Here is a 20172-nt window from a genome sequence, read left to right as displayed (position 1 = left end):
TCATGGGATTGCCAGCCGAGTGGGGACGTTCGACAGATGAGGAAAGACCAACACTGTTCGGAAAATACAAATAACGTAATATAATCATCTAGATAAAATTGACCTGGGAGGATCAAAGATGACGATGAAACGTTTAACCCTAGCCGCGGCGGTCGCGGCAGTGGCCGCGTCGGGCGCTGTGAGCGGCGCGCTGACCACGGCCCAAGCTGAAGACGGCATCTACATTCCGCTGCTGACATACCGCACCGGCGCCTTTGCCGATAGTGGTACGCCAATCGCCAACGGAATGTCTGATTACTTCGCGCTGCTCAACGCGCGAGATGGCGGCATCAATGGCGTCAAATTGGTCGTCGAGGAATGCGAAACCGGCTACAAGACCGACGTCGGGGTCGAGTGCTACGAGCGGACGAAAACCAAAGGCGCGGTCGTCTACAACCCCTACAGCACCGGCATCACCAACGCCATTATCCCAAAGACCAATGGCGATAAAATTCCCGTACTCTCGATGGGTTACGGCCTGACGCCGGCGGCTGACGGACGTGTCTTCCCGTGGGTGTTCAATCTGCCGACCACCTATTGGAGCCAGGCTTCCGTCTTCGTCAAGTACGTGGCGGACCAGGAAGGTGGAATGGATAAGTTGAAAGGCAAGACCATCGGTCTGATCCATCTTGACCATCCTTACGGCAAGGAACCCATTCCGACGCTGGAAGCTCTGTCGGCGACCCACGGTTTCGATTTCGTGACTTATCCGGTACCGCCAAAGACCATGCAGGATCAGCGGTCCACCTGGGAAAAGATCGATTCGGATGAGCCTGACTGGCTGTTCATGTGGGGCTGGGGCGCAATGAACCCGACCGCCATGAAGGGCGCCGTCGACGTCGACTTCCCGATGGAACGCTTCATTGGTGTCTGGTGGTCCGGAAACGAGTCCGACGTCCGCGATGCCGGGGAAAAAGCCGCTGGTTATCTGGCTGGCGACTTCCACGGCGTGGGCGATGGCTGGCCACTGTTCAAGGATCTCCGTGATCAGGTTGTCGGTAAGGATGGGTCTCAGACTCCCGACTCTATGGTCGGCGAAACGCTCTACAACCGCGGCGTCTTCAACGCGGTGGTCGTCAGTGAAGCGATCCGGACTGCCCAAGGCAAGTTCGGCAACCGCGCGATCACGGGCGAGGAAATGCGTTGGGGCCTGGAGAACATCGTTCTCGACAATGCGCGCCTTGATGCGCTTGGCCTCGCTGGCTTCACCAACCCGATCAACGTGACCTGTCAGGACCACGAGGGTAGCCATCCGGTCTATCTGAAGAAGTGGGACGGCGCGAAGTGGGAAAAATCCACTGAGTGGATCGAACCCATGCAAGACGTGGTCCGCCCGCTGATCGAAGAAGAAGCAGCAAAAATCGCAGCTGAGCGTGGTCTCGCGACCAACAACTGCAGCTCATAAACCAGTAACCCTTAGAGCGCGATCGTCCTTGATTGAAGCGATCAAGGGCGTGAACCGCCCTCTAACTTTATAAAAGGGAGACTGATTCGCGTTCTTCACTGATTGAGTGAAAACCGGTCAGGCTCTTAGTAGGATCGAGGCAATTTCCGATGGAAGCTAACGCCGCTGCAACCCAGGCCGACGCAAAGAAAATTTTGCTATCGGTGAACAACATCGAAGTGATTTACGATCACGTTATCCTGGTGTTGAAGGGCGTGTCTTTGGAAGTACCCGAGGGGGGCATCATCGCCCTCCTCGGTGCCAACGGTGCCGGCAAAACCACAACCCTCAAGGCAATCTCCAACCTCTTGCGGGCCGAACGCGGTGAAGTGACCAAAGGTTCGATCCTGTTTGAAGGCGGTCAGGTTGACCGTCTGACTGCCAATGATCTTGTCAAACAAGGCGTCGTCCAGGTTATGGAAGGCCGCCACTGCTTCGAACACCTGACCATCGAAGATAACCTTTTGACCGGCGCCTACACCCGTAAGGACGGGCGGGCCGCAATTCAGCAGGATCTGGAGATGGTCTACAATTACTTCCCCCGCTTGCGGGAACGCCGGACCAGTCAGGCAGGCTACACTTCGGGTGGTGAACAGCAGATGTGTGCCATCGGCCGCGCTCTCATGAGCCGTCCGACCATGATCCTGCTTGATGAACCTTCGATGGGCCTTGCACCGCAGCTGGTCGAAGAAATCTTCGAGATCGTCAAGAAACTGAATGAAACTGAGGGCGTTTCCTTTCTGCTGGCCGAACAGAACACCAACGTCGCGCTGCGGTATGCCGACTACGGCTACATCCTGGAGAACGGCCGGGTTGTGCTTGACGGCGAAGCGGCAGCATTGCGCGATAACGAGGACGTCAAAGAATTTTATCTCGGCGTGTCCGGCTCCGAGCGCAAATCCTTCAGAGATGTGAAGCATTACAAACGCCGCAAACGCTGGCTGGCCTGACCACAAGTCCCGCCCCTCCGACATCCATGGAGAAGGTGTTTCCCAAGAGTGCGGCCGCACTCTATTTATTTCGATTAGAGCCTGATCGTTGTTTTTTGATCCAGTTACAGACGATCGAACTCTAGAAAGCTCAAACAAGGACGAGGCGCATGACCGCTTCAAACAGCTTCTTCGACGAACTGGAAACCCGGAGCGCCGATGCCAGAGGATCTGCACTCGCCGCAGCCCTCCCCGTCCAGATCGGCCTCGCAAGAGATCGTTCGCCCGCCTACGCCGACCTGTTAGCAGACGTCGACCCGCAAAAAATTGCAGACATGGATGCCCTTGCGCGCCTGCCGGTTACCCGTAAATCCGAGCTGATCGCGCTGCAGAAACAAAAGCCGCCGCTTGGGGGTTTCCCGGCAGTCGCAATAGAGTCCATGACTCATGTCTTCGCATCGCCAGGTCCGATCTATGAATTCGAAACGGCAAGGCACGATTTTTGGGGTGCTGCACGAGCCTTCTTCGCCGCCGGGTTTCGGCCTGGCGACCTGCTCCACAATTCCCTGTCCTATCATCTGACACCAGGCGGATGGATCTTCGACGGCGGAGCACGGGCGCTGGGTTGCACCGTCATCCCCGCCGGTATCGGCAACACCGAGCTGCAAGTCGAAACCATCGCCCACCTGCGCCCCACCGGCTATGGCGGGACGCCCGACTACCTTAAAGTCATTCTGGATAAGGCACAGGAGATGGACGTCGACTGCAGCTCCATCAAACGGGCACTTGTCTCGGGTGGCGCTCTCTTTCCCTCCCTGCGACAGGAATACACCGATCGTGGCGTTGCCGTTCAACAGTGTTACGCAACGGCGGACCTCGGCGTTATTTCATATGAAAGCCGCCTCGAGAACGGTGAATTGACCGAGGGCATGCTGGTCAACGAAAGCGCATTGCTTGAGATCGTGCGTCCGGGAACCGGCGATCCGGTGCCAGAGGGCGAGGTTGGTGAAGTCATCGTAACCACACTCAACCCAGATTATCCGCTTATCCGTTTTGCGACCGGCGACCTTTCGGCGATCCTGCCCGGTGACAGCCCCTGTGGCCGGACCAACAAGCGGATCAAGGGCTGGATGGGGCGTGCCGATCAAACCACTAAAATCAAGGGTATGTTCGTTCATCCGGAACAGTTGGATCGCGCGGTCAAGACGCATCCCGAAATCTCAAAGGCGCGCATTGTCGTGACCCGGGAAGGCGAAAGTGACGTCATGACCGTACTTTGCGAAACAGCCAGTCGCGATGAAGGACTGGCCGACGCCATAGCGCAATCGGTTCAGAGTTTTTGCAAAATGCGCGGCGAAATTATCCTGCAGCAGCCCGGTGAACTCCCCAACGACGGCAAGGTCATCGACGATCAAAGAGATTTCGAGAATGCGTATTAAGCTATTGGTATTAAACGTTTTTTGAAAACGTTCTCCGTCGAACATCAATAGATTCTGTGCATCCGGCAGGTTTCGTCGCTGCGCAAACCGGTTCAGCCGCAGAAATCATCTTTTCGCCACAATTGCGACTAAGTGCGAACGTATTCGAACCTTAGCTTAATAATCACGGAGAACTTCCCCTCTCTGACTGAGACAGCCAGCTTGTCTCCTGAGTTACCCTTTTAACGCTGGATACCGAACGGCTGCCGGCCCCCGACCCCGGCAGCCGTTCATCTTTTCAGGTCCTAGAGCGATTGCATCCAACCGGGATCTACTCTGGAGCATAGGGTTTGGCGCGTCTGCAACGATCTGTTATATCGATCCGAAGCCACACTTGAAATCTCCAGTCTCCAGTCGAGTCCACACCGCAGATATGCCCTCATTCAAAGGACGAAATCTCGCCTGCAATCGCGCAGGAAGACGCGTTTTTGCCGCGCTGGACTTTAGTTTGCCGGCCGGCGGTGCGTTGATTCTGCGCGGCGCAAATGGCAGTGGTAAATCGAGCCTGTTAAGAGTACTTGCGGGTCTGCTGGCGCCCGCCGCGGGTGAACTGCACTGGAACGAAACCGCCGTTGAGGACGACCCCGAAGCTTTTCGCGATAACATCTGCTATATCGGTCACGGCAATGCGATCAAGGCGGTGCTCACCGTATATGAGAACCTCTCCTTCTGGGCCAAACTCTATCCGCCGAAATCGCCGGGCGATGACCCCGATGTGCGCCCCTCAACAGACAAGAAAGCCGATGCGCACGAAGCCTTGCTGGCAAGAGCACTTGAGACCTTTTCCCTGACATCCCTGCGTGACGCGCCTGGACGGCAATTGTCTTCGGGCCAATCGCGCCGGCTGGCGCTGGCAAGGCTGATGACCAGTCCGGCCCCAATATGGTTGTTGGATGAACCGTCGGTCGGCCTGGACGATGTTTCGCTGAAGCATCTCGAATCCGCCATCGCCGAACATCGTTCCGCAGGTGGATTGGTCGTGACGGCAACTCACACACCGCTGGATATTCCCGAGGCCGAGACTCTTCTTCTGGAAGACTTTGCAGCCCCCCTGCTTGAGCCAGAGCATATGGAGAATAGCTGGTAATGCGCTTTACCGGGATCATCAGCAGGGATTTGCGGCTGGCGTTGAGGCAGCGCTCCGACGCCGCCATGATCGTCCTTTTCTTCGTGCTGACGGCCGCTCTCTTTCCTTTCGGTGTCGGCCCTGAAGCAAATCAGTTGGCAGCAATTGCACCGGGTGTCATTTGGGTGACTGCGTTGCTCTCTGTACTGCTCTCACTCGAGAGGTTGTTTCTGGCCGATTACGAGGATGGCAGCCTCGAGTTGATGGCGCTTTCTCCGGTCCCGCTGGAACTCACTCTGCTTGCCAAGGTCCTGGCGCACTGGCTGACCACAGGTCTTCCGCTGATCGTTGCGGCCCCCCTGATCGCCGTGCTCTTTAACATGCCGCTTGAAGCCTTGCCGACATTGGCCACCGCCATGCTTTTGGGCACACCAACCCTCAGCTTGATCGGCGCTGTCGGCGCCGCCCTCACCCTTGGGGCCCGGCGCGGCGGTATCCTCATTCCCTTATTGGTGCTGCCGCTTTATATTCCTACCTTGATTTTCGGTGTTTCTGCGGTTGATGCAGCATTGGGCGGCTTCCCAGTGCGCCCTCACTTACTTTTGTTGATGGCGATTCTGCTGATTTCACTGGTAGTTTCGCCGCTTGCGGGCGCCGCGGCCTTGCGACAGGCTAACGAGTGACTAGGTTTATCTCACGGCAGGTCGGCGATAGTGTCTGTGCAGCGCGAAATCATATGGATTGCGGTTGTTTCCGGGGTCAAAGCAGTGAAAGCGTTAATGGCCCGATAACCATATTGATAGAGACTGCGTCGCGCTTGAATTTGACCTTGGTTGAAGCAATCGAGGTTTAGGGGAACTGGTAGACTATGATACTTGACCGCTTCGCCAATCCGGCGCGGTTTTTGCGGCTCGCAAATGCGATCTTGCCCTGGTGTGTCGGTGCAACCACCATCATGCTCGCCGCCGGCCTCTATCTCGGCCTCTTCGTAGCCCCGCCCGATTACCAGCAGGGCGACAGCGTACGCATCATGTATGTCCACGTACCGGCAGCCTGGATGGCCATGTTCGTCTATACAAACATTGCGATCGCCAGCGCCGTCTCTCTGATCTGGCGTCACCCGCTGGCCGATCTGGCCGCCAACGCTTCTGCACCGATCGGGGCTGCGTTTACATTTTTGGCTCTGGTGACCGGCTCACTCTGGGGCAAACCCATGTGGGGTACCTGGTGGGTCTGGGACGCGCGACTGACATCAGTGCTGATCCTGTTCTTCCTGTATCTCGGCCACATGGCAATCACTTCGGCTTTCGACAATCCCGCCCGGGGCGCAAAGGCGGCGGCGGTTCTTGCTTTAGTCGGATTTGTAAACGTGCCGATCATCAAGTTTTCGGTAGATTGGTGGAATACGCTGCACCAACCTGCAAGCGTCTTTCGCATGGGTGGGCCGAGCATTCATCCGGATATGCTGTGGCCACTGCTTGCAATGGGTCTTGGCTATACCCTGTTTTATGTCGTTCTGCTCTTACTGCGCATCAAAAGCGAATTGATTGGCGCGCGCTTACGCGCGCTCGACAGCTTGCGTCAAGATGCCGCGTAAACATTAAGTGAACAGATGGGATAGCATCCTGACTTCCAACGACGGAATGCCTACATTCCCTGAGTGAAAGGGCCGCCCCAGATAACGGGTACTATCAAAGCGCAGTCAAATCCTTTTCAGTGAGGCGAGTTCTTGGTGGGATGCGCATTCGGTAACCAGCAGCGGCAGATGTGACGGATGGACTCTTTCCAGAGTTTTTTAGAAATGGGCAGCTACGGCGGTTATGTATGGCCCTCGTACGGCCTGTCGGCGGTGATCATGGCCGGTCTTGTGATCGTCACACTGCGTCGTTTGCGTGCCCGTGAACAGGAACTGGCCCAACGCCAGGGAGAATATCCGGCGCGCCGCAGCGACCGCGTGAAGACCGCTGTCTCCGAAGACTCCAATGGCTCAGGAGGCGCTTCCGACTCATGACACGAAAACGAAGACGCCTTTACATGGTCCTTGCCGGCATGGCGACGCTCGGCGTCGCAGCCGCCTTAATACTTACAGCGTTTCAGGACAACATCGTTCTTTTTTGCAGTCCAAGCGACATTCAAAGCAAGGCGAGTTGCGCCAAGCGGGACATTCGCCTGGGCGGTCTGGTTGAGGAAGAATCCGTGACCCGGGACGCCGACGGCATCACCATAAGCTTCCGTGTTACAGATCTGAGTAACAGCGTTCCGGTCACCTACAAGGGCATCCTGCCCGACCTTTTTCGTGAGGGACAGGGCGTTGTCACCGAGGGTACGGTAAACGCCCAGGGCATTTTCGTCGCACGCGAAGTGCTTGCCAAACACGACGAAACCTACATGCCGAAGGAAGTCGCCGACGCTCTGAAACAATCAGGTCAATGGCGCGATGAAACGGAAGCTCAATAATCCCGAAGAGTCCAAACTGGGAATACCCAACAGGAAAGTTCCCAAACGGGAGAGGCCGAAATGACAGCAACAGCACCGAATAATCACGGGGTGAGAGGCAAATGAGCGCAGAAATTGGGCAGTTTGCTCTGATTCTAGCCCTGCTGGTATCGATGGTGCAGTCGAGTCTCCCAATGATCGGTGCCGCGAAGGGCAACAGCACCTGGATCGCCTTGTCCCGGCCGTCCGCTATCCTCTTGTTTGCATTGATCGTGCTGGCCTTTGCCGCATTGACGCAGGCCTTTGTCACTTCTGACTTTTCTGTCGCCACAGTCTTCCGAAATTCGCATTCCGCCAAACCGATGCTGTACAAAATCAGCGGCGTTTGGGGAAACCACGAAGGTTCGATGTTGCTGTGGGTCTTGATTCTGACCGGCTTCGGTGCGGCAGTCGCAGGCTTCGGCAAAAATCTGCCACCAACGCTTCAAGCGCGCGTTCTATCGGTCCAGGCCATGATCACTCTTGGTTTTCTGGCTTTCCTTATCTTCACGTCAAACCCCTTTGAGCGGATGTTTCCGGCACCACTGGACGGGCGCGATCTCAACCCGTTGCTGCAGGATCCGGGCCTCGCATTTCATCCCCCTATGCTCTACGCCGGCTACGTCGGCTTTTCGATCGCCTTCTCCTTTGCCGTCGCCGCTCTGATTGAGGGTAAAGTCGACGCTGCCTGGGCACGCTGGGTCCGGCCCTGGACCCTAGCCGCCTGGATCACGCTGACCGCGGGTATCGCCCTGGGAAGCTGGTGGGCCTATTACGAGCTGGGCTGGGGTGGCTGGTGGTTTTGGGATCCGGTCGAGAACGTCTCCTTCATGCCCTGGCTCATGGGAACCGCCCTGCTGCATTCGGCAATTGTGGTCGAAAAACGCGACTCTCTGAAGGTCTGGACCATCCTGCTGGCGATCCTGACCTTTTCCCTGTCGCTGATCGGCACCTTCATCGTTCGGTCAGGTCTGCTGACCTCGGTCCATGCCTTTGCGACTGATCCGGAACGTGGTCTTTTTATCCTCGTTCTGTTGGCCATCGCGATTGGTGGATCGCTATTGCTTTTCGCCTTGCGCGCACCTGCGCTTACATCCGGTGGATTGTTCAGTCCGATCAGCCGCGAGGGTGGCCTGGTTCTGAACAACCTTCTTCTGACCGTCGCAACCTTCGTAGTGTTTGTCGGCACACTGGGGCCCTTGTTGCTGGAAGCCACGGGCACAAAGATCTCTGTGGGCACGCCTTACTACAACGCCGTTTTCGTGCCCTTGATGGTCCCGCTGGTCGCAGTCATGGCGGTCGGCCCCATGATGCCCTGGAAACGCGCCGAGCTGGGTGCTGTCTTATCGCGCTTGAAGTTTGCCGGGTTCATGACTGTGGTCGCAGTCCTGGTCACCGCCTATCTTCAGGATGGAGGTCCGGTTCTGGCAATTGCAGCCATCGGCTTTGCCGCCTGGCTCTTTGTTGGTGCACTGGTGGAGTGGGCAGAACGGGTCAAGCTCTTCCGTCTTCCCCTCGCCGACAGTTTAAACCGGGCAATCAAGCTGCCGCGCGCAGCCCACGGTATGACCCTCGCCCACGCAGGTATGGCGGTGGCAATTGCGGGCATGACCGGATCCGCCGCCTGGAAAACCGAAGATATTCGTATCACCCGGCCAGGAGAAACGATCGAGGTTGCTGGCTACAGTTATCTTTTCGAAGGATTGAAACCCGTCGAGGGCCCCAACTACCGTGCCGAGGAAGGCACCTTCATCATCACCAAAGATGGAGAGTTCATTGCCAAACTCACGCCGCAGAGGCGGCTCTACAACGTTCAAAACATGCCAACCACCGAGGCTGGGATCCATACGACTGGCCTGGAAGATCTCTATGTCGTCGTCGGAGACCCTGATGGAAGGGGTGGCTGGACCACACGTATCTATCACGAGCCGTTGGTGCCTTGGATCTGGGCAGGTTGCCTGATCATGGTGCTCGGCGGCACCGTCTCGCTGAGCGATCGCCGCCTGCGCGTGGGCGCGCCGGTACGCAGCAAACGCTGGCAAGCGAAATCCGGGACCGGCGGGCTGGGAGCTCAGGCATAGATGGCCCGTAAACTGATCTTCTTTCTGCCGATCGCCGTTTTCGTGATCATAGGCGGATATTTCTTTTGGGGGCTGGATCCTGAACGAAATCCGTCGGACATTCCGTCGGTCATGATTGACAAGGATGTGCCGGTCTTCGACCTGCCGAGGCTGAACGGTTCCGGTGTCGTCGGCTTCGACAACGAAGATCTGAAGCAGGGTACGGTAACCCTGGTCAATGCTTTCGCATCATGGTGTCTGCCCTGCCTTGCCGAGCACCCGATCCTCACCGAGCTGGCAAAGCGTAACGGCATTCGGCTATACGGTATCAACTACAAAGATAAACCCGATGATGCCGCGGCCTGGTTGCGAGAACACGGGAACCCCTATGCCCGGATCGGAGCCGATTCGAGCGGACGGGTATCAATTGATTGGGGCGTGTATGGTGTGCCCGAAACCTATATCGTGGACGGCGAAGGACGCATTCGCTACCGCCATATCGGTCCAATCGATACAGCTGCCGTCGAAGAAATCATCCTGCCGCTCATCAACGAGTTGAACAAGTGACCCGGTCCCATAGAAAACGGCTTTCCGCAAACCCGGAGAAATGTTTTTCGGCTGGATGGCGTCGGGTAGGATCAGGTGTCTTGTTCCTTTGCCTGATTATTTTCGCTTTCCCAACCCTTGCAGTCGAACCGGACGAGGTTCTGTCGGACCCGCTCCTCGAAGCCCGGGCCCGAGAACTGTCGAAAGAGATTCGCTGCCTGGTCTGTCAGAACGAGTCTATCGATTCTTCCAATGCCCAGTTGGCCAAGGATCTGCGCCTCCTCGTGCGTGAACGCTTGGTCGGGGGCGACAGTGATCAGCAGGTGCTGGACTATCTGGTCGCCCGCTACGGCGATTTCGTCTTGCTGCGTCCACCGGTCAAACCGGCAACCTACATCCTGTGGTTCGGCCCGGCCGTCGTGTTCGTGTTGGGCGCGCTGGCGGTTGCATCCTATTTCGTGCGCCTCAAGCGGCGGGCCGACAACGATGTGCAGACACCGCTGTCGGCGCAGGAGAAACTGCGCCTCGGACAAATCCTGGCCGACACGCCGCAGGAGGAAACGGCTGTCGACGCTCCGCAAACCGCAACCCGGACGGCTCCTTCGGGAAGACTCGACTCATGATGATTTGGATTATTGCCGCGGTTCTCACCGCCATCTGTGTCGCGGTCCTAATGAACACTTTGTTAAGATCCCGTGCGGATCATGGCCCGAGAAGTGCCTTTGATCTGACCGTCTACAAGGATCAGCTTACCGAGATCGATCGCGACCTGGATCGGGGTCTGCTGAATGAAGTGCAGGCAAGCTCTGCACGCCTCGAAATCGAGCGCCGGATGTTGGCGGTTGCCGAGACCAACGAAGCAAGCGCTGGCGACGCGCATCCTGACGGGCGAGGCGGAGCAAGCCGTTGGATGGCTTGGTTCCTGGCCGCAGCCCTTCCCGGACTGGCACTTGGGCTTTATCTAAATCTTGGATCTCCGAATCTTCCTGCAGTCCCCTACGCAGACCGGCGCGCCTTGGAGAACGAATTCCAGAAAGCCATGACTGGCGACCTGCAGAGTGAAATCACCCAGCTGGAACAACGAGTTCAGGCCCAGGGCTTGGATGCCCATGCCTGGCTTCTGCTTGCCGGCGCCTATGGCGATCTAAACCGCTTTCTCGACTCTGCCAATGCCTACCGCCGAGCAATCGATCTTGGCGCAAAGGAACCCCAACTCTATGCATCGCTGGGCGAAGCCCTGGTGGCAGCATCCGGTGGTGAGGTGAACACCGAAGCGCGCCGTGCCTTTGCGGAGGCCATCACCTTGGATTCGGGTAATATGAAGTCCCTGTACTACAGTGGCTTGGCTTTGGCTCAAGATGGCCGCCTGCCGGCGGCGTTGCGCATTTGGACCAACGTCCTGGAGCGGTCAAGTCCGGGCACACCCTGGCATCCCCTCTTGCAACAGCGTATAGCCCAGCTCGAAACTGCGATCGCGGCACGGCAAACCTCTTCCGGAGAGTCGGAAGCAAGCGACGCAGCAGAGGGTTCGGCCATGCCGCAGCCCAGTGCAGATGACGTGGAAGCTGCCAGCAGGATGTCGGGTGAGGAACAGATGGCCTTTATCCGCTCCATGGTCGATCGCCTCGCGGAACGCCTGGATAGCCAACCTGCCGACCTGGAAGGATGGCTCCGCCTCGCACGCGCCTATAGCGTTCTTCAGGAACCGGCCAAGGCACGGCAAGCGCTCGCCCGGGCGTCAGAGGCCTTTGCCGGTCAACCCCAGGAGCCGCAGGCTGAGGCGGCCATTGCCCGAGCTCGGTCGGAACTCGGTCTTTAGAATGTGATCGTTTTTTTGACGGCGGCAGTCAAAAAACGAGAACCGCCCTCTAAGACATTGAAACAGAGTCAGATCTTATTCACTGAACAAGAGAAAATTTGCGCCAGACTCTAATAGTTCGAGTTGCCGCTTAATGTGTGGCCGCAGCCCAATATTCCGAGCGCACCTGAAAACAATATCCGGACTACAGTGCGCATTGCCGGGCTGTGACAGGCCGCGTTTTTCCTTTGACTCGTGGAGAAACCTATCTAACGTTCAATCAAAGCCGTAAAAAACGGCATTGATTGCAGGGATCATATTATGCCGGAGCCGGCTACGGCGAGGGCCGCCGAGCACCACGCATTGGTTTGCGAGGATATCCACAAGAGTTTTGGGACTCTTGAGGTCTTAAAGGGCGTTTCGCTTTCCGCAAAAAAAGGCGACGTGATCGCCATGCTCGGATCCAGTGGATCGGGCAAAAGCACCTTTTTGCGCTGTATCAACCTTCTGGAGACACCGAATTCCGGTCAGGTCTACGTTGGCGACGAACTCATCCGCATGGAGACAAACAAACGCGGAGAGCCGGCTCCTTCCGACCGAGCACAGGTCGAGCGGCTGCGCACACGTCTGGCCATGGTATTTCAAAGCTTCAATCTCTGGTCTCATATGACCGTACTGCAGAACGTTATCGAGGCCCCGGTTCACGTCTTGAAACGTCCAAAGCGCGAAGCGATCGAACAAGCTGAAGCCTTGCTTGAGAAGGTCGGCATCCATGCCCGCAAAAACGACTATCCGGCGCATCTTTCCGGCGGTCAGCAGCAACGCGTTGCCATTGCAAGGGCATTGGCGATGGATCCTGACGTCATGCTGTTCGATGAGCCTACATCGGCCCTTGATCCCGAACTGGTAAACGAGGTCCTGCGCGTTATGAAGGATCTCGCCGAAGAGGGCCGGACGATGATCGTGGTCACACATGAAATGGGCTTTGCCAGGGAAGTCTCGAGCGAGACGATCTTTCTGCACGAAGGCCGGATCGAAGAAGCCGGCCCACCGCAGGAAGTTTTCGAGCATCCGAAATCTGAGCGATTCCAGCAATTTTTGGCCGGGAACCTCAAGTAGAGGATCTAAAACAAGGCTTCTGAAACAGAAGACTTTAAGATTGTAAAATTGAGTATGGGAGAATCATTATGAAAAAGCTCTTTGCAGTCGCGGTTGCCGCTGCCTTCACCTTTGGCGCCGGTCAGTTCGCCGCCTCGGATGTGGGTGCCAAAGACTGGAAGAAACTGCGCATCGGTGTCGAAGGCGCCTACCCGCCCTTCAGCGAAACAACACCCAGCGGCGAACTGAAAGGCTTCGATATCGATATCGCCAATGCCCTCTGCGCCGAAATGAAGGCCGAATGCACCATGGTCGCGCAAGATTGGGACGGCATCATTCCAGCTCTCCTGGCGAAAAAATACGATGCGATTGTCGCGTCCATGTCGATCACCGAAGAGCGCAAAAAGAAAGTCTCTTTCACCAACAAGTACTATCAGACTCCAGCAAAGTTTGTCCGCAAAGCTGGCTCCGGCATCGAAATTTCCAAGGATTCTCTGAAGGGCAAGAGCGTCGGTGTTCAGCGTGCGACCATCCATGACAACTTCCTAACCGAAGAGTTCGGCGATACCCTGGAAATCAAGCGCTATGGAACTCAAGACGAGGCTTATCTGGATATGACCGCCGGCCGTGTCGATCTGCTGCTTGCGGACTCGGTCGCTCTGAACGACGGCTTTTTACAAACCGACGCCGGTAACGGTTATGAATTCGTCGGCCCCGATTTTTCCGATCCGAAATACTTCGGCGACGGTGCGGGAATCGCCATCCGCAAAAACGATGACGATCTGCAGGTCAAATTGAATGACGCCATCGCCGCAATCCGTGCAAATGGCACCTACAAAGCGATCCAGGACAAGTACTTCGACTTCAATATCTACGGCGAATAAGCCTGACGTTCTTCGATCAATGAGGCCCGTATTCCCGCTGCAGCGCCCGATGGCCTGCGGCGGGGGGCCTCGGCGAACTTTTTACTCGACCGGAAAAGCACGGCTTCGAGTGCCCCTAGCAGCGCTACGACGGTTTCATGTTTGACCTCCACGGTTACGGTGCATCTATTCTCGACGGAGCAAGTCTGACCGTCGCGGTCGCGCTGGTCTCGCTCGTGATCGCTATGGCACTCGGACTGATGACAGCACTGGCCAAGCTTTCGGGCGTACGTCCTGCCGTGATCACCGCAACCATCTATACGACAATCATCCGCGGCGTTCCGGATCTGGTGCTGATGCTCCTGATCTTTTTCGGCGGCCAAATCCTAGTGAACGACATCGCACCGATGCTGGGCTACGAAGACTACGTCGACATCAATCCCTTTATCGCGGGAACGATTACGATTGGTTTCATCTTCGGCGCCTACATGGGCGAAACCTTTCGGGGCGCTATCCTTGCGGTTCCCGTCGGATTGCTGGAAGCGGGTGCAGCCTACGGCATGTCCCGACGCCAAGTGTTGATACGAATACTGATTCCGCAAATGATGCGGCATGCCCTGCCGGGTTTCGGCAACAACTGGCTGGTTCTAATGAAAACCACGGCGCTCGTGTCGGTCATCGGACTGGAGGATATGGTCCGAAAAGCCGGTCTTGCGGCCGGGGCGACTCGAGACCCCTTTCCCTTTTACTTATCAGTGGCTTTCCTGTTCCTAGCCTTTACGACGGTATCTGTTCTAGCGCTACGCTGGGCAGAGAACCATTATAGCGCTGGCGTCCGGCGCGTTTAGATGGCGAATTGACCATGGATTTTTCCATCATCACTGAAAATATTTCAGAGTATGTGAACGGTCTTTGGCTGACCGTGCAGCTGGTCTCTCTGTCATTGCTCGTCGGTTTGGTGCTTTCCATACCCTTCGCCGTCATGCGTTCGACCGAACGCCTGTTTATCTCGGGCCCGGTCTGGCTCTTTACGTACTGCTTCCGTGGAACCCCTCTACTCGTCCAAATGTTCCTGTTCTACTACGGGCTCGGCCAGTTGGAGTTTGTAAAGGAACTCAGTAAATCCTGGACATTCCTGCAGGATGCCTACTGGTACGCCCTGCTGGCCTTTACGCTTAATACGGCCGCCTACACCACGGAGATCATCCGCGGCGCAATCGTCGCAACTCCCTTCGGTGAGATAGAAGCTGCCCGCGCGTGCGGAATGTCTCGCGGCCGTGTTCTACGCCGGATTGTCCTGCCAAGTGCCTTCAGGCGCGCCCTGCCGGCTTATGCAAATGAAGTGATCTTCATGCTGCACGGCAGCGCCGTGGCCAGCCTGATTACACTCGTCGACATAACCGGTGCCGCCCGCATCATCAATTCACGATACTACAGTCCCTACGAAGCCTTCATCACGGCTGCCATCTTCTATATGGCACTCACATTCCTGATCGTCTGGGGCTTCAGACAGCTTGAGAAGCGCTGGCATGCCCACCTCAAGCCGAGGGAATCAAACTAAAGCGTGAACCGCTCCGTGGCTGCCGATCCGACTCTAGACAGAAACCGGGTGAAGGTTTAATCCTCGCACCAATCGTTAACTTTGCACTATTGTCATAGAGTTTCTAGAGTGCGGACAATCTTGATGGAAAGAATCAAGAACATGATTCGCCCTCTAACCTATTAAAATAGAGGTTGATTCGCGATTTTCGCTGATACAGTGAAATTGATCAGGTTCTAGAACACGCTGCCCTGGATATGGGAGGCTGTATGTCCGACGTTCGGACTGAATATTCCGGATTAACCCACGACGAGCTTCTTGAGCAGCTCGTGCGGCTACAGGATCGCGTGCGCGAATTGCAGGGCGACGATGCCGAGGGCATGCGCACGGAACAAGCTCTGTGGCAAAGTCAGCAGCGTTTTCAGGACATCGCCGAGATCGCCTCGGACTGGTTTTGGGAGATGGATGCCGATCTCCGCTTTACCTATTTCTCCGACCGCTATGAGGCTGTCACCGGAATTTCGCCGAAAACATCTCTTGGAAAAACCCGCAAAGAGCTATGGGAACGCCTTCCTCCACCTTCGCTGCAACTGAAGCTCGAATGGGATCAGCACTGGGAATTGCTCAAGGATCGGCAGCCCTTCAACAACCTTCGGACTCAATGGGTGCATTCGGACGGCAAAGTGCACTGTTATGTCATCAGCGGCAAACCGCTGTTCGACGACGCCGGAAACTTTATCGGCTATCGGGGAATCGGCACCGATATCTCTGCGGAGGTCCGCGCACAGGAGGAATTCATTGCAGCCAAGGAAGCCGCCGAACGAGCCAATCGCGGCAAGTCCGAATTCCTGGCCAACATGAGCCATGAGCTCCGCACGCCATTGAACGCGGTAATCGGATTCTCAGAAGTCATGGAACACGAACTCTTCGGTGCCCTGGGAGACCGGCGTTACCGGGAGTACGTCGGTTATATGAAAAACAGCGGGCTGCACCTGCTCGGCATTATTAATTCCATTCTCGATCTGTCGAAAATCGAAGCCGGAAAACTCGACCTCTACGAAGAAGAGATAAATCTGGAAGAGGTCGTCAGCTATTGCTTCCAGTTGATCGTTGCCAAACAGGAAGACAAGCAAATCAAGCTCGACCTCCAGCTCGCGCCCGACATTCCCAACCTCTGGGGCGACGAGCGCCTGATCCGGCAAATTCTTCTGAACCTCGGCTCCAATGCCCGCAAGTTCACCGGCGGCGGCGGCAGGGTGACGGTGGTTACACGGCTCGGGGCGCACGGCGGTCACGAGATCGCCATTTCGGATAACGGTATTGGTATGACCGATGAAGATCTGGAGGCCGCGCTCACGCCCTTCGGGCAGGTCGACAGCTCACTCAGCCGGCGCTACGAAGGTACTGGACTGGGTTTGCCCCTTTCCAACTCCTTCTCCAAGCTGCATGGCGGACACCTGGACATTGAAAGCGCACCGGGAGCCGGAACTACTGTCACCATCAGTTTCCCCGCCGACCGCGTGATCAAGCCGAGCGACCCGAGACTGAGCATGCGGATGCTGGAAAAGAAGGAAGGCGTGTAAGCGGCAATACGCTTCTCTTTGGTCACGCCGCTACACCAGCGACCCTTTTCGAATCAGGGATTATGGCAGTGGCTCTGGATCTGAGAACCTGCTTCACCTTATTGCTGAGTTAGTGAAAAGCGGTCTTGTTCCAGAAAAGCTCCGACCAAACCTGATCCGCTCTAGGCGGCACGCACTTGCTTCAGGAAATCAATGACTTCACGCCGCAAGGTGTCTGAGTGACTGGCAAGTTCGCCAGCGGCCGCCAGAACACCGTTGGAGGATTGTCCGGTCGAATCCGCAGATTTGGTGACCTGCGCGATGGTCGCCGAAACCTCGCTGGTCCCGGTCGCTGCCTCTTGAACGTTTCGCGAGATTTCCTGGGTTGCAGCACCTTGTTCCTCGACGGCGGCGGCTATGGAGCCGGCCACCTCGTCAACCTTGGAAATCGTTCCGCCGATGTTCTTGATGGAGTCTACAGCGCTGGTCGTTGCGGCCTGCATGGCCGCAATCTGGATGCCGATTTCATCGGTGGCTTTAGCGGTTTGCGATGCGAGGTTCTTGACCTCGCCGGCAACCACTGCAAAGCCTTTACCCGCTTCGCCGGCACGCGCTGCTTCGATCGTTGCGTTAAGGGCAAGCAAATTGGTCTGCTCGGCGATGTCCGAGATCAAGCTGATCACGTCACCGATCTTTCTCGCCGCCGAGGACAACCCTTCGACATCGCCATTGGTTTGGTCGACCTGGGTCACCGCATCACCCGAGATCTGAGAAGATTCGGCGACCCGGCGGCTGATTTCCGTAATTGAACCGGAGAGCTGTTCGGCAGCTGCCGCCACAGCCTGCACATTGTTGGTCGTGACCTCCGAGGCAGAGGAAACACTGTTTGCCTGTTCACTGGTGGACTGTGCCGACGACGACATGTCCTGGGCTGTGTTTTGCATATTTTCCGCGCCATTGGCCACTTGATCGACCACAGCCATAACAGAAGCTTCGAAGGCATCGGCCATGGCGTTCATTGCTGCCTGCTTGTCGGCTTCAGCCTTTGCCTTGCCGGCTGCCTGGTCTTCTTCCAGTCGCCGCATTTCAATTGCGTTCTGTTTAAAAACCTCCACAGCATTCGCCATAGCACCGATGTCATCGCGTTTGTCGCGCGCCGGAACATCCGTGTCTAAATCGCCGCCGGCCAGAAGACGCATCGCTGCTGTCATATCTGCAAGAGGGCGGCCAACCATACGTGTGGTTGCAAAGGCCAAGACACCAACGAGTGCTAACATAGCAACAACGGCACCAATGATCTGCTCCATGAGGGCCGAGAACACCGATGCATTCAAGCTATCCAGACTCCAGGCCACAGCCAGAAGACCAACGGGTTCACCCTTTTTTCCAATCGGCGGCACGACGATCACAATGTGATCATTAATGGACGCAACGTATGGCGTGAGATCTCCTTCCGACGCGGAAACCCACTGGGGAGCTTCGGACAGATCGAACGACGCGAGCGTGTCCGAGGAAAAACGGGTTACCTCCTCACCATCACGATTGAATGTCATGATGTTTGAAATTGCCGAGCCTTCAGCCTGGGCAAATTCGATATAGGCCTTTTCGACTGATTCGGCCTTGTTCCATTTCAAACCTCCGGCAACATTGGTTGCCAGCAGGCTCGTGATCGTCTTGAAAGAACGCTCACCCTGCGTCGTTAGGGCCTTACGCTCATTCAGGACATTGGTCGTCACCATTGCGGCGAAGCAGGCAGCAATCACCAACGCAGCGACCAGGGATACCTTTCGAGCAACCGTTAAGCCACGAATAGATGACCCGCTATTGGAGCCCGGTTTAACATTCATTTGTTGCTCAGTCATTGATATCCCCGATCATGCCACGTTTAGTGATTTAAGCTTCGTACGAGAGTCCGATCGCTTTTCATTTTAGCCAACGAAAAGCGTAATTCAGCCTCTAGGTCATATAGTTAGACAGCGATTACAAGAAGGCGTCGACGTTCATGCCAACGGTGATCGCACCGATCACCTCGCCGCTCGCGGGGTCGACAATCGACATGCTCAGCTGTGACTGGAAGGTCTGGGTCGACTCGTCTTCTTCGACTTCATCGACAAAGACGGCATCCGGGCCGACAAGGTAGGTCTTCTTCCACTTGGCTTCGTCGCCCTGCCAGTAGTCGGACGTGACGTCGCTCTGTGCAACGTTGAGGCCTCTGGCATCCATAACGAATACTTCGGTGACCAGACCTTCGGATTCGTCTTTGACCTGAGCAAGAAAGCTGGAGACGGCACGCCCCATAACTTCATCAATCATCGGATGGCTGGAAGCGCCGGTCTCGGCACGCCACTTCTTGTCCATGGCATCGATATCAGCCTGGGCAAGGCCCGCGTGCTTTTCGTTCTGCGCCTTGATCGCGGCAACCAGATCTGCATTGGCAACCCAATTCTTAACGGTCGAGTTCGCATAGTCCTGCATGGGCGCAACATGCGGTTCGGAAGCCATAGCGGACGAGGCAACCAACATTCCGGCCAAACCAGTGGCCGCTACCAAAGATGCTTTAAATTTCATGACACCACCTATGAGTTAATCGAGGTTTTTGTAAGTGGCTGGCATCCTATGTAGCTTGTACTAATCATCGATTAACGGGATAGGTGTGTACAAATCAAACATCAACTCCTGGTAACAAAATCGACAAATGAAATATTCCGCTGTTGATTGTGACACGGCTTTCCAAAAACCTATCTGCACTTGTATCCACTCAAGGTTTTTGGTTAACGAAATTTGAAGGCCGGACGACCCCGACGCAAAATAGGCAGGTCGTTTCGACGGTGAAGATTTTCCGCCGATCGATTAAATTCGACCTCTAAGCCTGAATTCGCCTGCTAGAGAAAACATTCAGACTCTATGAATTGCTTTGGCACAGCAAAAAACCCAGTGAGTCCGAGACTCACATGCCAAATTCGGCTGGCGCGGAAATTCCGGGGACGTGCCCACGGAAATTATCAAACCGAAGTACCTGCAATTGATTTTTGAAAAGAATGGTGGAGCCGAGGAGGATCGAACTCCCGACCTTCGCATTGCGAACGCGACGCTCTCCCAGCTGAGCTACGGCCCCACAACATCTACGCCCATCGCGGCGTGACTCTGCTTGCCACCTTTGCAACGAGCCGACTACAGCGGATAATGGGAACTGGAAAGGCAGGTGTCAAGATGACGATCACCGGCGCTTAAAAAGCACGGTCGAGAAGAGATAATCCGAGCAAATGTGACCCAA

The 20172-nt window shown here is 56.1% G+C and carries 19 protein-coding genes and 1 tRNA gene; 17 read left to right on the top strand and 3 right to left on the bottom strand.

Going from position 1 to position 20172, the window contains the following annotated elements:
* The first annotated feature begins 118 nt into the window (after positions 1-118).
* From QMZ18_RS04140 to QMZ18_RS04060, 17 genes are all read left to right on the top strand, one after another.
* Positions 119-1444, top strand: coding sequence for an ABC transporter substrate-binding protein (locus tag QMZ18_RS04140; RefSeq protein WP_282604961.1), 1326 nt, complete (start codon positions 119-121; stop codon positions 1442-1444).
* Between the two features lie 149 nt (positions 1445-1593).
* Positions 1594-2433, top strand: coding sequence for an ABC transporter ATP-binding protein (locus tag QMZ18_RS04135; protein WP_282604960.1), 840 nt, complete (start codon positions 1594-1596; stop codon positions 2431-2433).
* Between the two features lie 149 nt (positions 2434-2582).
* A complete protein-coding gene (locus QMZ18_RS04130) occupies positions 2583-3851 on the top strand; it encodes a phenylacetate--CoA ligase family protein (RefSeq protein ID WP_282604959.1) in 1269 nt (422 codons plus the stop codon).
* Positions 3852-4263: 412 nt separating this feature from the next.
* Positions 4264-4977 carry a heme ABC exporter ATP-binding protein CcmA gene (gene ccmA / locus QMZ18_RS04125; protein WP_282604958.1) on the top strand — a complete coding sequence of 238 codons (714 nt, stop codon included), beginning with the start codon at positions 4264-4266 and terminating at the stop codon, positions 4975-4977.
* Positions 4977-5639, top strand: coding sequence for a heme exporter protein CcmB (ccmB, locus tag QMZ18_RS04120; protein WP_282604957.1), 663 nt, complete (start codon positions 4977-4979; stop codon positions 5637-5639). Before ccmA ends, ccmB begins: the two co-directional genes overlap by 1 nt.
* Before the next feature lie 185 nt (positions 5640-5824).
* Positions 5825-6553 carry a heme ABC transporter permease gene (locus QMZ18_RS04115; protein ID WP_282604956.1) on the top strand — a complete coding sequence of 243 codons (729 nt, stop codon included), beginning with the start codon at positions 5825-5827 and terminating at the stop codon, positions 6551-6553.
* A 177-nt stretch (positions 6554-6730) separates the two neighbouring features.
* Positions 6731-6967, top strand: a complete 237-nt coding sequence (gene ccmD, locus QMZ18_RS04110) for a heme exporter protein CcmD (RefSeq protein WP_282604955.1) — start codon at positions 6731-6733, stop codon at positions 6965-6967.
* Positions 6964-7413, top strand: a complete 450-nt coding sequence (ccmE, locus tag QMZ18_RS04105) for a cytochrome c maturation protein CcmE (RefSeq protein ID WP_282604954.1) — start codon at positions 6964-6966, stop codon at positions 7411-7413. Before ccmD ends, ccmE begins: the two co-directional genes overlap by 4 nt.
* A 101-nt stretch (positions 7414-7514) precedes the next feature.
* A complete protein-coding gene (locus QMZ18_RS04100; protein WP_282604953.1) occupies positions 7515-9512 on the top strand; it encodes a heme lyase CcmF/NrfE family subunit in 1998 nt (665 codons plus the stop codon).
* A complete protein-coding gene (locus QMZ18_RS04095; protein WP_282604952.1) occupies positions 9513-10058 on the top strand; it encodes a DsbE family thiol:disulfide interchange protein in 546 nt (181 codons plus the stop codon).
* 80 nt (positions 10059-10138) lie between these two features.
* Positions 10139-10660 (top strand): cytochrome c-type biogenesis protein, encoded by a 522-nt coding sequence (locus QMZ18_RS04090; RefSeq protein WP_282604951.1) that lies wholly within the window; start codon positions 10139-10141, stop codon positions 10658-10660.
* The gene (ccmI, locus tag QMZ18_RS04085; RefSeq protein WP_282604950.1) at positions 10657-11856 is read left to right on the top strand and encodes a c-type cytochrome biogenesis protein CcmI; all 1200 of its coding nucleotides are present in this window, start codon (positions 10657-10659) and stop codon (positions 11854-11856) included. Before QMZ18_RS04090 ends, ccmI begins: the two co-directional genes overlap by 4 nt.
* A 300-nt stretch (positions 11857-12156) precedes the next feature.
* Positions 12157-12954 (top strand): ABC transporter ATP-binding protein, encoded by a 798-nt coding sequence (locus tag QMZ18_RS04080; RefSeq protein WP_282604949.1) that lies wholly within the window; start codon positions 12157-12159, stop codon positions 12952-12954.
* A gap of 68 nt (positions 12955-13022) precedes the next feature.
* A complete protein-coding gene (locus QMZ18_RS04075) occupies positions 13023-13817 on the top strand; it encodes an ABC transporter substrate-binding protein (RefSeq protein WP_282604948.1) in 795 nt (264 codons plus the stop codon).
* A 137-nt stretch (positions 13818-13954) separates the two neighbouring features.
* A complete protein-coding gene (locus tag QMZ18_RS04070; RefSeq protein WP_282604947.1) occupies positions 13955-14644 on the top strand; it encodes an ABC transporter permease in 690 nt (229 codons plus the stop codon).
* A gap of 14 nt (positions 14645-14658) precedes the next feature.
* Positions 14659-15357 (top strand): ABC transporter permease, encoded by a 699-nt coding sequence (locus QMZ18_RS04065; RefSeq protein WP_282604946.1) that lies wholly within the window; start codon positions 14659-14661, stop codon positions 15355-15357.
* A 248-nt stretch (positions 15358-15605) separates the two neighbouring features.
* Positions 15606-16919, top strand: coding sequence for a PAS domain-containing sensor histidine kinase (locus QMZ18_RS04060; protein ID WP_282604945.1), 1314 nt, complete (start codon positions 15606-15608; stop codon positions 16917-16919).
* Between the two features lie 161 nt (positions 16920-17080).
* On the opposite strand, the gene QMZ18_RS04055 is transcribed toward QMZ18_RS04060, so the two are convergent.
* The 3 genes from QMZ18_RS04055 to QMZ18_RS04045 form a co-directional block, all read right to left on the bottom strand.
* Positions 17081-18760: a methyl-accepting chemotaxis protein gene (locus tag QMZ18_RS04055; protein WP_282604944.1), complete on the bottom strand. Its 1680-nt coding sequence runs from the start codon at positions 18758-18760 to the stop codon at positions 17081-17083.
* 118 nt (positions 18761-18878) lie between these two features.
* Positions 18879-19466 (bottom strand): hypothetical protein, encoded by a 588-nt coding sequence (locus QMZ18_RS04050; RefSeq protein WP_282604943.1) that lies wholly within the window; start codon positions 19464-19466, stop codon positions 18879-18881.
* A 471-nt stretch (positions 19467-19937) separates the two neighbouring features.
* Positions 19938-20013: transfer RNA gene (locus QMZ18_RS04045), tRNA-Ala, on the bottom strand.
* Positions 20014-20172: the final 159 nt, after the last annotated feature.

Source organism: Pelagibius sp. Alg239-R121 (genome assembly GCF_947331435.1).
In the GTDB taxonomy this organism is placed as follows: Bacteria; Pseudomonadota; Alphaproteobacteria; order Kiloniellales; family Kiloniellaceae; genus Denitrobaculum.
Note: the sequence above shows the minus strand (reverse complement) of the source record. Positions and strands in the feature narration are given on the sequence as shown.

Coding starts and splice junctions, on each gene's coding strand:
- QMZ18_RS04140 (WP_282604961.1), top strand. CDS start 119: ATGACGATGAAACGTTTAACCCTAGCCGCGGCGGTCGCGGCAGTGGCC.
- QMZ18_RS04135 (WP_282604960.1), top strand. CDS start 1,594: ATGGAAGCTAACGCCGCTGCAACCCAGGCCGACGCAAAGAAAATTTTG.
- QMZ18_RS04130 (WP_282604959.1), top strand. CDS start 2,583: ATGACCGCTTCAAACAGCTTCTTCGACGAACTGGAAACCCGGAGCGCC.
- ccmA (WP_282604958.1), top strand. CDS start 4,264: ATGCCCTCATTCAAAGGACGAAATCTCGCCTGCAATCGCGCAGGAAGA.
- ccmB (WP_282604957.1), top strand. CDS start 4,977: ATGCGCTTTACCGGGATCATCAGCAGGGATTTGCGGCTGGCGTTGAGG.
- QMZ18_RS04115 (WP_282604956.1), top strand. CDS start 5,825: ATGATACTTGACCGCTTCGCCAATCCGGCGCGGTTTTTGCGGCTCGCA.
- ccmD (WP_282604955.1), top strand. CDS start 6,731: ATGGACTCTTTCCAGAGTTTTTTAGAAATGGGCAGCTACGGCGGTTAT.
- ccmE (WP_282604954.1), top strand. CDS start 6,964: ATGACACGAAAACGAAGACGCCTTTACATGGTCCTTGCCGGCATGGCG.
- QMZ18_RS04100 (WP_282604953.1), top strand. CDS start 7,515: ATGAGCGCAGAAATTGGGCAGTTTGCTCTGATTCTAGCCCTGCTGGTA.
- QMZ18_RS04095 (WP_282604952.1), top strand. CDS start 9,513: ATGGCCCGTAAACTGATCTTCTTTCTGCCGATCGCCGTTTTCGTGATC.
- ccmI (WP_282604950.1), top strand. CDS start 10,657: ATGATGATTTGGATTATTGCCGCGGTTCTCACCGCCATCTGTGTCGCG.
- QMZ18_RS04080 (WP_282604949.1), top strand. CDS start 12,157: ATGCCGGAGCCGGCTACGGCGAGGGCCGCCGAGCACCACGCATTGGTT.
- QMZ18_RS04075 (WP_282604948.1), top strand. CDS start 13,023: ATGAAAAAGCTCTTTGCAGTCGCGGTTGCCGCTGCCTTCACCTTTGGC.
- QMZ18_RS04070 (WP_282604947.1), top strand. CDS start 13,955: ATGTTTGACCTCCACGGTTACGGTGCATCTATTCTCGACGGAGCAAGT.
- QMZ18_RS04065 (WP_282604946.1), top strand. CDS start 14,659: ATGGATTTTTCCATCATCACTGAAAATATTTCAGAGTATGTGAACGGT.
- QMZ18_RS04060 (WP_282604945.1), top strand. CDS start 15,606: ATGTCCGACGTTCGGACTGAATATTCCGGATTAACCCACGACGAGCTT.
- QMZ18_RS04055 (WP_282604944.1), bottom strand. CDS start 18,760: ATGACTGAGCAACAAATGAATGTTAAACCGGGCTCCAATAGCGGGTCA.
- QMZ18_RS04050 (WP_282604943.1), bottom strand. CDS start 19,466: ATGAAATTTAAAGCATCTTTGGTAGCGGCCACTGGTTTGGCCGGAATG.